Raw genomic sequence first — 12,494 nt, 5'->3', positions numbered from 1 at the left:
CGGCGGGCGGCGCTTTGCACAATGCTCGCCACGCACCCCCTTCAGCCAATGAGAACTTAGGCATGATCGATATTCGTGGTTTGAGCTATTTCGTCTCCCAGATCGAGAACCTCAGTCAGTGGCAGCGTTATGCCGAGGACGTGCTGGGCATGCAGGTGCATGCGGCGCCGGGCGGGGGCCTGTACGTAAAAATGGACGAACGCCCGTTTCGCATGCTGATCGTCGAAGGCAGCGAGGCACGTTATCTGGCATCCGGCTGGGAGCTGGCCGGCGAGCCGGCGTTCCAGGCGGCCCTCGAACACCTGATTGCGGCGGGTGTTGAATGGCAGCCGGGCACCCCCGCCGAAATCGATCAGCGTGGTGTCCAGGCACTGGTCAAAGTCACCGATCCGTCGGGCAACACCCATGAACTGAGTTGGGGTCATCGCTCCGACTGCCTGCCGTTTGTGTCGCCCCAGGGTGTGCCGCGTTTCATCACCGGCGACATGGGCCTGGGCCATACCGTGCTGCCGGCACCGAACTTCGACGCCACGCTGGCGTTCGCCAAGGACGTGCTGGGTTTCGAGCTGTCGGACATTTTCAACTTCCGCCCGGATCCGTCCAAGCCACCCGTGCGCATTCACTTCCTGCATTGCCATAACGCCCGCCATCACAGCCTGGCGCTGGCCGAATACCCGGTGCCGTCAGGTTGCGTGCACGTGATGGTCGAGGTGGATTCGATGACCGAAGTCGGTCGTGCCCATGACCGGTTGCTGGCCCATGACGTGAACCTGTCGGCAACGCTTGGCCAGCACCTGAACGATCGCATGACCAGTTTCTACATGAAGACACCGTCGGGATTCGATCTGGAATACGGCTTTGGTGGATTGCAAGTCGATTGGGCCGAGCACTCGGCATTCGAGTTCACCCGCGTGAGCATTTGGGGGCACGACTTTTCGGTCGGCCGACAGTAAGGAATTGTCATGATAAATAAACAAATGACAGCGGCCGATGCGGTCGCTCAATTACGCGATGGCATGACCATCGGTTTCGGCGGTTGGGGGCCACGGCGCAAGCCGATGGCGATTGTGCGCGAGATCCTGCGATCAGACGTCAAGGACCTGACCGTGGTGGCCTACGGCGGCCCCGAAGTGGGCATGCTGTGCGCGGCCGGCAAGGTCAGGAAACTGGTGTTCGGTTTCGCCACGCTCGACGCCATTCCGTTGGAGCCCTATTACCGCAAGGCCCGCGAGGCCGGTGAACTGGAGTTGCTGGAACTCGACGAAGGCATGTTCCAGTGGGGCTTGCGCGCCGCCGGCATGCGCCTGCCATTTCTGCCGACCCGTTGCGGTCTGGCGACTGACGTCATGCGCCTGAATCCGCAACTCAAGACCGTCGCGTCGCCTTATGCCGATGGCGAGGTACTGCTGGCGATGCCGGCGTTGAATCTCGATGTGGCCTTTGTCCATGTCAATGTCGCCGATCGCCTGGGCAATACCCTGGTGACCGGCCCGGACCCTTATTTCGATCACCTGTTCGCCCGTGCCGCGCAACAGTGTTTCGTCTCCTGCGAACGCCTGGAAGAACGTCTGGCATTGAGCGCCGAGCAAGCTCGGTTCAATACCTTCGAGCGCTATCTGGTGAGTGGGGTGGTGCATGCACCGCTGGGCGCACACCCGACCGCTTGCGCCCCTGATTACGGCTGGGACATGAAACATCTTAAGGGCTATGTCGCCAGCAGCCAGGCGGAAAACGGCTGGCAGGACTATGTGCAGACCTACGTCGCCGGCGGCGAGCAGGCCTATCAGGCACAGAACGGCGGTGCCGACTCCATGGGCGCCTTGCCCCTTCCCGTGTTCTGAGGATTAGCGACTATGTCTGCAACCTGTGACTTCACCCTGGCTGAACTGATGATCGTCGCCGCCTCCGAGGCCTGGCGCGGCAATGGCGAAGTGATTGCCTCGGGTCTTGGCGTGATTCCGCGACTTGGCGCGAGCCTGGCCAAACTGACCCACAGCCCCGAGCTGCTGATGACCGACAGCGAAGCCTTCCTGGTCGAAGAGCCGATTCCGCTCGGCCCGCGTGGCGACTACGTGCCGCGTTACTCGGGCTACCTGTCGTTCGAGCGGGTCTTCGAATGTGTCTGGGGTGGTCGCCGTCACGCGATGATCGGCCCGACCCAGATCGACCGCTGGGGCCAGACCAACCTGTCCTGCGTGGGCGATTATCAAAAGCCCAAGACCGCGATCCTCGGCGTGCGCGGTTTGCCGGGCAACAGCATCAACCACCTGAACTCGTTTTTCGTGCCCAGCCACAACAGCCGGGTGTTCGTCAGCGGCGAAGTGGACATGGTGTCCGGCGTCGGCTTCAAGGCCGACCGCTGGCCCGAAGGTGCGCGCCGCGACCTGATGGACATCCGCTGGGTAGTCAGCGATCTGTGCGTGCTCGATTTCGACGGCCCCGACCGTGCGGTGCAGGTGCGCTCGTTGCACCCTGGCGTGACCTTCGAGCAGGTCCAGCAAAACACCGGCTTCCCGTTGCTCAAATCGGCGCAACTGCATGAAACGGTGCACCCGACCGAAGAGCAGTTGGCCCTGATCCGCCGACTCGACCCCCACGATTACCGCGCTACGGCGATCAAGGGCAATCCGCCCGGCATCCGTCAGGCCTGAGGCGAGGACAGTGAACATGCACAGCAGCGAGAGTGAATTCGTCGTCCGTGAGGACAAAGCCGTCTACGAAACAGACACACCGGTGCTGTACAGCGTGGCCGAGGGTATTGCCACACTGACGCTGAACCGGCCGACCTTCAACAATGCGCAAAACTCGCAGATGACCTATGCCCTGGACGCCGCCTTTCGCGAGGCGGTCAACGATGACGAGGTCAAGGTCATCGTCTTGCGGGGCAACGGCAAGCATTTCTCGGCAGGTCACGACATCGGCACGCCGGGGCGCGATATCGACAAACCGTTCGAGCGCGCGCACCTGTGGTGGGACCACACCAACAAACCCGGTGGCGAGCAACTTTACGCCCGGGAACAGGAGGTCTATCTGGGCATGTGCCGCCGCTGGCGCGAATTGCCCAAACCGACCATTGCCATGGTCCAGGGTGCCTGTGTCGCGGGTGGGCTGATGCTGGCCTGGGTGTGTGATTTGATCATTGCCAGCGATGACGCATTCTTCCAGGACCCTGTGGTACGCATGGGCATTCCGGGGGTGGAGTATTTTGCCCATCCCTATGAAATGAACCCGCGCATCGCCAAGGAATTCCTGTTTACCGGCGACCGCATGAGCGCCGACCGGGCCTGGCAAGTGGGCATGGTCAACCGCGTGGTGCCCCGTGAAGCGCTTGAACAAGCGTGCTATGCACTGGCCGCCGGCATCGCCCGCCAGCCACGCATGGGCCTGGCACTGACCAAGCAGGCGATCAACCACGTCGAAGACCTGCAGGGCAAGCGCACGGCCATGGATGCAGTGTTCGCCTGGCACCATTTCGCCCACGCCCATAACGAGCTGTTGTCCGGCGACAAATTGGGCGGCTTCGATGCCAAAGGCATGGCCCGGGCCAACAAGCAGGCCGAGGACAAACGCCCATGAACCGATGGCTTGATACGCCCTTGACCGAGGCGCTCGGTTGTCGCTACCCGATTGTGCAAACCGCGATGGGTTGGGTCGCCGACGCCAACCTGGTGATCGCCACGACCCAGGCTGGCGGCTTCGGTTTCCTGGCCGGTGCAACCATTCCCGCTCACGAACTGGAAAGCGAAATCCGCAAGGTGATCGACGCCACCGGGGGCAGCAACTTCGGGCTCAATTTCCATATGTTCCAGGACAACGCCGCGCAGTGCGTCGACCTGGCGATCCAGTACCGCCTGCGTGCCGTGAGCTACGGGCGCGGCCCGGACAAACAGACCATCGCGCGGTTCAAGGCGGCCAAGGTGCTCTGTATCCCGACAGTGGGGGCACTCAAACATGCGCTGAAGGCCGTGGAACTCGGCGCCGATCTGATCACCATTCAGGGCGGCGAGGGCGGCGGTCATACCGGCGGTGTGCCCAGTTCCATCCTGTTGCCCCAGGTACTGGCAGCGGTCAAGGTGCCGGTGATCGCCGCCGGAGGGTTTTCCACGGGCCGTGGCCTGGCCTCGGTGCTGGCCGCCGGCGGTGCCGGGATCGCAATGGGCACGCGGTTCCTCATGACTCGCGAATCGCCGACGCCGCCGGCGACGTTGCAGCGCTACCTGAAGGTCAGCGACCCGCAACAGGTGCGGGTCACCACAGCGGTGGACGGCATGCGCCACCGCATGATCGAAAACCGCTTCATCAATCATCTGGAAAAGGCCGGCCCGTTCGGGCGCTTGCGCATGGCCCTGGGTAGCGCTTGGCAATGGAAGCAGCACACAGGCATGAGCCTGGGGCACATGGCCACGGTATTTCTGCGTGCATTGCGTGAGGACCCGTCCGCGCTATCGCAAGTGGTTATGGCTGCCAACCAACCAGTGCTGCTGCAACGCTCAATGGTCGATGGCGAGCCGGACGAAGGCATCCTGCCCAGCGGCCAGGTCGCTGCGGCGATCGGCGAGTTGCTCAGTTGCCGTGAGGTCATCGAAGGCATCGCCAGTGAAGCCGAGCAATGCCTGGACGCGCTCCTGGCCCGCCGCCAGCCCCATTCATCGAACCATCCCGCCAGTATTGGAGAACCCCTGTGAACCAGGCATTTACCACACAACTCAATCAGGGGATCGCGGAACTGGTGATCGCCAAACCACCGGTCAACGCCCTTGACAGTCAGCAATGGCACGCCCTGGCGCGACAGATCGAGGCACTTGGGGCCGACCCCGAAGTCCGCGTGATTGTCATCCGCGCCGAAGGCCGGGGCTTTTGCGCCGGTGTCGACATCAAGGAACTCGATAAGTACCCCGAGCGAATTGTCGACGTTAATGCCGGCAACTACGCCACGTTCAAGGCCGTGCATCGCAATCCGGTGCCAGTCATTGTTGCGGTGCACGGCTTCGTCCTGGGTGGCGGCATCGGCATCACCGGGGCGGCGGATATCGTCATCGCGTCTGACTGCGCGACTTTCGCCTTGCCGGAAGTCGACCGTGGCGCGATGGGGGGTGGTGCGCATTTGCAACGTCTGTTCCCGGTGCAAAAAGTCCGCTACCTGTTTTTTACCGGCGACAGCATCGGTGCGCCCGAAGCCCTGCAATACGGTTTTATCGAGCGGATTGTCAGCAAGGACCAACTGCGCGAAACCGCCCTGGGCATCGCGGCGAAAATCGCCGAAAAAAGCCCAAGCATGATCCGCATCGCCAAGGAAGCCTTGAACGGTATCGAAGACGGCAACCTGGAAGACAAATATCGCTGGGAGCAGGGCTTCACGATGCAGGCCTACAGCAGCCCGGACTCCGCGGAGACCCGCCGGGCCTTCGTCGAAAAACGCGACGCCAAGTTCTGAGGGAACGCCATGGAACTGACTTACACACCCCAACAAACCGCCTTCCGCGCCGAAGTGCGCGCCTGGCTGGCGGCCAACCTGCCGCGCGAGCCGCTGGCCAGCTACGACACCCGCGAAGGCTTCGAACAACACCGTGCCTGGGAGGCGAAGCTATTCGAGAGTCGCTGGTCGATGGTGATGTGGCCCGCCGAACTGGGCGGTCGCGGTTGTGACCTGATCGAGTGGCTGATTTTCGAAGAAGAGTACTACGGCGCCGGGGCGCCGATGCGGGTCAACCAGAATGGCCAGTTGCTGTTGGGGCCGACGCTGATGGAGTTCGGCACGCCTGAACAGAAGCAGCGGTTTCTGCCGCGCATGGCCGCCAGCCTCGACATGTGGGCCCAGGGCTGGTCGGAACCGAATGCCGGTTCGGACATGGCGGCGATCACCAGCAAGGCGACACTCGACGGTGAGCATTACGTGATCAACGGCCAGAAAACCTGGTCGACCCGGGCGATATTCGCCGACTGGCTGTTTGGTCTGTTTCGCAGCGAACCGGGCTCGAGCCGCCACCATGGCCTGTCGTTCGTGATGGTGCCGCTCAATGCACCGGGAGTGAGCATTCGCCCGATCAAGGCCCTCAATGGCAAGGATGCCTTTGCCGAAGTGTTTTTCGACGACGTCCGGGTGCCGGTGGCCAACCGTATCGGTGCCGAAGGGCAGGGCTGGCACGTGGCGATGGCCACCGCCGGTTTTGAACGCGGGCTCTTGCTGCGTTCGCCGGCGCGTTTCCAATACACCGCGCGCAAGCTGGTGGAACTGTACAAGGCCAACCGCGAGAGCGCCGACCGCGACCCGAGCCTGCGCGACGCGGTGCTGGAAACCTGGATGGGTGCCGAGGCGTATGCCCTGTCGGCCTACTACACGGTCGGCCGGCTGAGTCGGGGCGAGCAGATTGGTGCCGAGTCGAGCATCAACAAGATCATCTGGTCGGAGCTCGACCTGAAAATGCACGAAACCGCGATGCGCATTCTCGGCAGCCGCGCCGAGCTGCTACCGCCCGTGGAGGGCGATGCGGCGGGCTGGCTGGAGGGGTTCCTGTTCGCCCAGTCCGGGCCGATCTACGCCGGAACCAACGAGATCCAGCGCAACATCATTGCCGAGCGGATGCTCGGCTTGCCGAAATAAGGAACGGGCCATGGACTTCACTTTTACCGATGACCAGCTGACGTTTCGCGAAGCCATCAGTCGTTTCCTGATGACCGAAGCCGCCCCGGAAATGCTCCGGGAAATCTGGGAGACCGATGTCGGTCGTTCACCGGACCTGCGCGGCAAGATTGCCGAACAGGGCCTGACCGCCTTGTCGGTGCCGGAGGCCGAGGGCGGTCTGGGCATGGACGATTTGGCCTGGGCGTTGATGACCCAGGAACTGGGTTATTACGCGATTCCCGACTCCCTGGCCGACACTGCGTATGTCGCCACCGGGCTGCTCACCAGCCTGCCAAGCGGGCACCCGGCCCGCAGCAGTCTTTTACCGCGCATTGCCGAAGGCACCGTGCGCATTGCCATCAGTCATCCCGTCAACCCGCTGGTCAGTGATGCTCAGCTGGCTGAAGTCTTGATCCTGACCGATGGCGACGACATTCATATCGTGCCGCGCGCCCAGGTGGATGTTCAGCAACGGCCGAGCATCGACGCGTCCAGGCGTCTGGGGCGGGTTATCTGGAACCCGACCCCGGCCACCTGCGTGGCCAGTGGCGCATTGGGTCGTACCCTGCAGGCACGACTGCTCGAGCGTGGCGCCTTGTCGGTGGCCGGGCAACTGCTCGGGCTGGCGCAACGCATGCTGGATTTGTCCGTGGACTACGTCGCGCAGCGCAAACAGTTCGGCAAGCCGATCGGCAGCTTCCAGGCCGTCAAGCATCACCTGGCCGATGTTGCCCGGCATATCGAACAGGCCAAACCGGTGCTGTACCGCGCCGCGCATGGCCTGGCCAGGGGCGATGCCTATGCCGGCGTGTGGGTTTCCCAGGCCCGCCTGGCCTGCTGCGAAGCCAGCTGGATCGCGGCGCGCAAGGGTATTCAGGTGCATGGCGCGATGGGCTACACCTGGGAAGTCGACCTGCAGATGTTCATGAAACGTGCCTGGGCGCTCGATGCGTCCTGGGGGGATCGCGGTTTCCATAAAACCCGTGTCGGCGAGTACGTGTTCGCCGATGGTGCCCGCCTGGGCCCGGGCCATACCTTCGAGGAGTGAGTCATGCCAGAGGCCTATATTGTTGATGCACTGCGCAGCCCGACCGGCAAGCGCAAGGGAGCCTTGAGCCACGTTCACGCCATTGACCTGGGCGCCCGGGTGCTCAAGGCGTTGGTGGAGCGCAACGCCATTCCCGGCGAAGACTATGACGATGTGATCTTCGGTTGCGTCGATACCATCGGTGCCCAGGCCGGGGACATCGCCCGCACCAGTTGGCTGGCCGCCGGTTTGCCACTGAACGTGCCCGGGACCACGATTGATCGCCAGTGCGGCTCTTCACAACAGGCGCTGCATTTCGCCGCGCAGGCGGTGATGAGCGGCACTCAGGACGTGATAGCCGTCGGCGGGGTGCAAACCATGACCCGGATTCCGATTTCTTCGGCCATGCTGGCCGGGCAGGCGCTGGGTTATCCCGATCCGTTTTCCGGCAGTGAAGGCTGGCGCGCACGGTTCGGCGATCAACCGGTCAACCAGTTCTACGCCGCGCAGCGCATCGCCGATCATTGGGGCATCAGCCGCGAGCAGATGGAGGCCTTCGCCCTGCAAAGTCATGCCCGCGCCCTGGCCGCCATCGAGAGCGGGCGATTCGCCCGGGAAATCGTTGCCTGCAACGGTTTGCGAGTGGATGAAACGCCGCGCCTGACCAGTCTTGCGAAAATGGCCGAATTGCAGCCGGTGGACCCGCAATTCCCCTCGATCACCGCCGCTGTTTCAAGCCAGACCTGCGACGCCTCGGCAGCATTGCTGGTGGTGTCGGAGGCAGCGCTCAAGCGTTATGATCTGACGCCTCGCGCGCGCATCCATCACCTGACGGTGCTGGGCGATGACCCGATCTGGCACCTGACCGCGCCGATCGCCGCGACCCGTCGGGCTCTGGAGAAAACCGGTTTGCGCATGAGCGATATCGACCGGGTAGAGATTAACGAAGCCTTCGCCTCCGTGGTCATGGCCTGGGCCAAGGAGCTCGACTACGACCCGGCGCGCACCAACGTCAATGGTGGCGCCATCGCCCTGGGTCACCCGCTGGGTGCCACGGGAGCCCGGCTGATGACCACGCTGCTGAACGAGCTGGAATGCAGCGGTGGCCGTTACGGCCTGCAAACCATGTGCGAAGGCGGCGGCCAGGCCAACGTCACGATCATCGAACGCCTCTAGGGTTTTCCCTTATCCATCCGTACCGCCGCCCGTGGGGCGTGCGGTCGCGCAGTCAAAGGAGTCAAGCATGGCTATATGTTCAGGCCGCACCGTGATCATCACCGGGGCCGGCGGCGGGCTCGGTCGCGCCTATGCGCTGGCGTTCGCCGCAGCGGGCGCCAACGTGGTGATCAACGATATCCGCGCCGATGCGGCGCAAGACGTCGCGGGCGAAATCCGCGCCAGTGGTGGCCAGGCCATCGCGAACAGTGACGACATCACCACCCTGGCCACCGCGCAGCACATCATCGACGCGGCGTTGGGGGCCTTCGGTGAAGTGCATGTACTGGTCAACAATGCCGGGGTCCTGCGCGACCGCATGTTTATCAGCCTCAGCGAAGAAGACTGGGACATGGTCATGCGTGTGCACCTCAAGGGGCATTACTGCCTGGCCAACCTGCTGGGGCGGCGTTGGCGTGATCTGGCCAAGGCCGGTACACCGGTTGACGGTCGCATCATCAACACCAGCTCCGGCGCGGGTCTCCAGGGCTCGGTGGGGCAGTCCAATTATTCAGCGGCCAAGGGCGCGATTGCCTCGTTGACGCTGGTCCAGGCGGCCGAACTGGCGCGTTACGGCATCACCGCCAACGCACTGGCCCCTGCAGCGCGTACCTCGATGACCGAAAGCGCGATGCCTGATGTGGTGAAGAAGCCCGAGGACGATAGCTTCGATGCCTGGGCCCCGGAAAACGTTGCACCGCTGGTGGTGTGGCTTGGGAGCACGGAATCGGCCCACGTCAACGGCCAGGTGTTCGAGAGCCAGGGCGGGCGAATTTCCCTCGGGGACGGCTGGCGCACCGGCGTGACCCGCGACAAGGGGGCGAGGTGGCAGGTGGAGGAAATTGGTGGCGCCGTAGCCGAGATCCTCGCCGAAGCCCCGAAGGCTCAGAAGGTGTGGGGTACGTAGTCGCCAAGCTTGCCCTCGAACCGGGCGCAGCGGCGTGTCTGTCACTGCGCCTTTTCGTTCTTCGCGGGCAAGCCGAGCTCCCAGGGACACCGGGGTTTTCTACCCTGTTTTGACGATGCGCCCACCTGGCGCCCTCTCTACAAATGCAGGGCATTCATTCCCTGGAGGTAGACGCTGTGAAACAAGCCCCCCCTTATGTTCCCGGTCATCAACTGCTGGCAGGCAAGTCGGTGCTGATTACCGCCGCCGCAGGTGCCGGTATCGGGTACTCAGCCGCCCGGCGCAGCGCCGAGGAGGGCTGCCGGGCATTGATGATTTCCGACGTGCACCCGCGTCGCCTTGAAGAGGCGGTGGAGCGCCTCAAGGCTGAAACGGGCCTGCAAGCCATTTATGGCCAATTGTGCAATGTCACCCTCGAAAATGAGGTCCAGGCCCTGGTGGCGAGCGCCGAGGAACACCTCGGCGGCGTCGATGTGCTGATCAACAATGCGGGCCTCGGTGGCCAGAAGCGCGTGGTCGAGATGAGCGACGAAGAGTGGCTGCGGGTGTTGGATGTGACCCTGACGGGCACGTTTCGCATGACCCGCGCGATGCTGGGGCCGATGCAACGCCGTGGCGCGGGTGCCATCGTCAACAATGCATCGGTCCTCGGTTGGCGCGCCCAGAAGGAACAGGCGCATTACGCCGCGGCCAAGGCCGGGGTCATGGCGCTGACCCGTTGCAGCGCGCTGGAGGCCGCGGAGTATGGCGTGCGTATCAACGCGGTGTCGCCATCAATTGCCCTGCATGACTTTCTCAAGAAGGCTTCCAGTGAAGAGCTGCTCGCCAGCCTGGCCGGGCGCGAGGCGTTCGGGCGTGCCGCCGAAGTCTGGGAAGTCGCCAACGTGATGATGTTCCTGGCCAGAGATTACGCCTCCTACATGGTCGGCGAAGTGTTGTCCGTCAGTTCTCAACAAGCCTGAGGAGTAGGCGATGACTCATGTTTTCAGCAGTGCCCGGGCGTTGCTCGAGGCCGAAGGCCTGGACCTCGGCTGCACCGAATGGCTGACCATCAACCAGGCGCGCATCGATCTGTTCGCCGAAGCCACCGGCGATCACCAGTGGATTCATGTCGATCCGGTACGCGCCGCCACCGGCCCGTTCGGTGCTTGCATCGCCCACGGTTACCTGACCCAGTCGCTGGTCAACCTGTTCCTGCCGCAATTGCTCACGATCGACAACATGGCGATGGGCGTCAATTACGGCAGTGACCGCGTGCGCTTCCCGGCACCGGTCAAGGTTGGATCGCGGGTGCGTGGCAGCGCCAGCATCGTGCGTGCCGAACAACTGGCGGACGCTGTGCAATTGGTGGTGCGCGTCACTGTGGAAGTCGAGGGCCAGTCGCGCCCCGGCTGTGTGATCGACACGATCAGCCGCTACACCTTCAACCCTATTACCGAGTGAGCCTGTCATGGATTTGAATGAAGTTGTCATCGTTGCTACTGCGCGGACCGCGCTCGCCAAGTCGTTTCGCGGTTCGTTCAACGACACCGAAGCCCCGGTGCTGGGCGGACACGTGGTACGTGCCGTGGTCGAGCGCGCCGGCATCGAACCGGGTGATGTGGATGATGTGATCATGGGCGCTGCGGTGCAGCAGGGTACCCAGGCCTACAACATCGGCCGCCTGTGCGCCTATACCGGCGGCTTGCCGGACACCGTGCCGGGCATGGCCCTGGATCGCATGTGCGCCTCGGGCTTGATGAGCATCGGCGTCGCGGCCAAAGGCATCATGACCGGCGAGTTGAACATCGCCATCGGCGGTGGCGTGGAATCGTTGTCACTGACCCAGACCAAGCACAAGAACAGCTATCGCGCCCAGTCCGAAGCCGTATTGCAGATCATGCCCAGCGCCTACATTCCGATGCTGGAAACCGCTGAAATCGTGTCGCGTCGCTACGGCATCAGCCGCGCCGCCCAGGACGAGTATGCCTTGCAGAGCCAACTGCGCACCGCCGCCGCCCAGCGTGACGGATTGTTCGACGAGGAAATCGTTGGCTTGAGCGTCGACAAGCTGTGTTTCGATGCCGCCGGCCAACCCGGCGGACATCAGCGTGTGTTGGTCGAGCGCGACGAATGCAATCGCCCCAACACGCGCCTGGAAGACCTGGCGTCGCTCAAGCCGGTGTGGAAGGACGGTAAATGGATTGAGCAGGGAGAGTTCATTACTGCCGGCAACGCTTCGCAGTTTTCCGACGGTGCATCGGCCAGCCTGCTGATGAGTCGTGCGGAAGCCCAGCGTCGCGGGCTGACTCCGCTGGGCATCTATCGGGGCATTGCCGTGGGCGGTTGCGCCCCCGAGGAAATGGGCATCGGCCCGGTGGTGGCGGTGCCCAAGTTGCTCAAGCGCTTTGGCCTGAGCGTGGCGGACATCGGCCTGTGGGAAATCAACGAAGCCTTCGCCTGCCAGGTGCTGCATTGCCGCGATGCGTTGCAAATCCCGGCCGAACGCGTGAACGTCAACGGCGGTGCAATCTCCATTGGCCATCCGTTCGGCATGTCCGGCGCGCGCATGGTCGGTCACGCACTGCTGGAAGGTCGTCGTCGCGGCGCCCGTTATGTGGTGATTGCCATGTGCATCGGTGGCGGCATGGGCGCGGCCGGGTTGTTCGAACTGCCATAAGATGGACCACGGTGCATTGCGCATCGATATCACCCATGACCATTGATTCAAGCGGGCCCCTTAG

At 63.4% G+C, this 12,494-nt stretch carries 13 protein-coding genes; all 13 read left to right on the top strand.

Annotation, left to right across the window (positions count from 1 at the left end; all coding sequences use genetic code 11):
* Window positions 1-62: 62 nt before the first annotated feature.
* The gene (locus tag AC1Q6D_RS09745; RefSeq protein ID WP_103403152.1) at window positions 63-953 is read left to right on the top strand and encodes a VOC family protein; all 891 of its coding nucleotides are present in this window, start codon (window positions 63-65) and stop codon (window positions 951-953) included.
* Between the two features lie 12 nt (window positions 954-965).
* Window positions 966-1,841, top strand: a complete 876-nt coding sequence (locus AC1Q6D_RS09740) for a CoA transferase subunit A (protein WP_103403213.1) — start codon at window positions 966-968, stop codon at window positions 1,839-1,841.
* Between the two features lie 12 nt (window positions 1,842-1,853).
* On the top strand, window positions 1,854-2,651 hold the full coding sequence (locus AC1Q6D_RS09735) for a CoA-transferase subunit beta (protein WP_103403151.1): 798 nt from the start codon (window positions 1,854-1,856) through the stop codon (window positions 2,649-2,651).
* Window positions 2,652-2,667: 16 nt separating this feature from the next.
* Complete coding sequence (locus tag AC1Q6D_RS09730) at window positions 2,668-3,576, top strand: enoyl-CoA hydratase (protein WP_047529105.1); 909 nt, start codon at window positions 2,668-2,670, stop codon at window positions 3,574-3,576.
* Entirely contained in the window at window positions 3,573-4,685 is a 1,113-nt protein-coding gene (locus AC1Q6D_RS09725; RefSeq protein WP_103403150.1) for an NAD(P)H-dependent flavin oxidoreductase, read from the top strand. The genes AC1Q6D_RS09730 and AC1Q6D_RS09725 overlap by 4 nt, the downstream gene beginning before the upstream one ends.
* Complete coding sequence (locus AC1Q6D_RS09720) at window positions 4,682-5,434, top strand: enoyl-CoA hydratase family protein (protein ID WP_047529109.1); 753 nt, start codon at window positions 4,682-4,684, stop codon at window positions 5,432-5,434. The genes AC1Q6D_RS09725 and AC1Q6D_RS09720 overlap by 4 nt, the downstream gene beginning before the upstream one ends.
* A 9-nt stretch (window positions 5,435-5,443) precedes the next feature.
* On the top strand, window positions 5,444-6,601 hold the full coding sequence (locus tag AC1Q6D_RS09715; RefSeq protein ID WP_103403149.1) for an acyl-CoA dehydrogenase family protein: 1,158 nt from the start codon (window positions 5,444-5,446) through the stop codon (window positions 6,599-6,601).
* A gap of 10 nt (window positions 6,602-6,611) precedes the next feature.
* Window positions 6,612-7,670 carry an acyl-CoA dehydrogenase family protein gene (locus AC1Q6D_RS09710; protein WP_103403148.1) on the top strand — a complete coding sequence of 353 codons (1,059 nt, stop codon included), beginning with the start codon at window positions 6,612-6,614 and terminating at the stop codon, window positions 7,668-7,670.
* Between the two features lie 3 nt (window positions 7,671-7,673).
* Window positions 7,674-8,825 (top strand): acetyl-CoA C-acetyltransferase, encoded by a 1,152-nt coding sequence (locus tag AC1Q6D_RS09705; protein ID WP_103403147.1) that lies wholly within the window; start codon window positions 7,674-7,676, stop codon window positions 8,823-8,825.
* A gap of 67 nt (window positions 8,826-8,892) precedes the next feature.
* The gene (locus AC1Q6D_RS09700; RefSeq protein WP_047529116.1) at window positions 8,893-9,771 is read left to right on the top strand and encodes an SDR family oxidoreductase; all 879 of its coding nucleotides are present in this window, start codon (window positions 8,893-8,895) and stop codon (window positions 9,769-9,771) included.
* 176 nt (window positions 9,772-9,947) lie between these two features.
* Complete coding sequence (locus AC1Q6D_RS09695) at window positions 9,948-10,733, top strand: SDR family oxidoreductase (RefSeq protein WP_492618460.1); 786 nt, start codon at window positions 9,948-9,950, stop codon at window positions 10,731-10,733.
* 10 nt (window positions 10,734-10,743) lie between these two features.
* On the top strand, window positions 10,744-11,214 hold the full coding sequence (locus tag AC1Q6D_RS09690; protein ID WP_047529118.1) for a MaoC family dehydratase: 471 nt from the start codon (window positions 10,744-10,746) through the stop codon (window positions 11,212-11,214).
* A gap of 7 nt (window positions 11,215-11,221) precedes the next feature.
* Window positions 11,222-12,430, top strand: coding sequence for an acetyl-CoA C-acyltransferase (locus AC1Q6D_RS09685; RefSeq protein WP_103403146.1), 1,209 nt, complete (start codon window positions 11,222-11,224; stop codon window positions 12,428-12,430).
* Window positions 12,431-12,494 lie beyond the last annotated feature (64 nt).

The sequence above is a fragment of the Pseudomonas sp. MT92 genome (assembly GCF_058792515.1).
The sequence above is the reverse complement of the archived record's forward strand: the minus strand, read 5'-3'. Positions and strand labels throughout refer to the sequence as shown.

What these genes read in the sequence shown, in the direction of transcription:
- AC1Q6D_RS09735 (WP_103403151.1), top strand. Translation starts at nt 1,854, where the DNA reads ATGTCTGCAACCTGTGACTTCACCCTGGCTGAACTGATGATCGTCGCC.
- AC1Q6D_RS09730 (WP_047529105.1), top strand. Translation starts at nt 2,668, where the DNA reads ATGCACAGCAGCGAGAGTGAATTCGTCGTCCGTGAGGACAAAGCCGTC.
- AC1Q6D_RS09725 (WP_103403150.1), top strand. Translation starts at nt 3,573, where the DNA reads ATGAACCGATGGCTTGATACGCCCTTGACCGAGGCGCTCGGTTGTCGC.
- AC1Q6D_RS09685 (WP_103403146.1), top strand. Translation starts at nt 11,222, where the DNA reads ATGGATTTGAATGAAGTTGTCATCGTTGCTACTGCGCGGACCGCGCTC.
- AC1Q6D_RS09745 (WP_103403152.1), top strand. Translation starts at nt 63, where the DNA reads ATGATCGATATTCGTGGTTTGAGCTATTTCGTCTCCCAGATCGAGAAC.
- AC1Q6D_RS09710 (WP_103403148.1), top strand. Translation starts at nt 6,612, where the DNA reads ATGGACTTCACTTTTACCGATGACCAGCTGACGTTTCGCGAAGCCATC.
- AC1Q6D_RS09690 (WP_047529118.1), top strand. Translation starts at nt 10,744, where the DNA reads ATGACTCATGTTTTCAGCAGTGCCCGGGCGTTGCTCGAGGCCGAAGGC.
- AC1Q6D_RS09700 (WP_047529116.1), top strand. Translation starts at nt 8,893, where the DNA reads ATGGCTATATGTTCAGGCCGCACCGTGATCATCACCGGGGCCGGCGGC.
- AC1Q6D_RS09715 (WP_103403149.1), top strand. Translation starts at nt 5,444, where the DNA reads ATGGAACTGACTTACACACCCCAACAAACCGCCTTCCGCGCCGAAGTG.
- AC1Q6D_RS09705 (WP_103403147.1), top strand. Translation starts at nt 7,674, where the DNA reads ATGCCAGAGGCCTATATTGTTGATGCACTGCGCAGCCCGACCGGCAAG.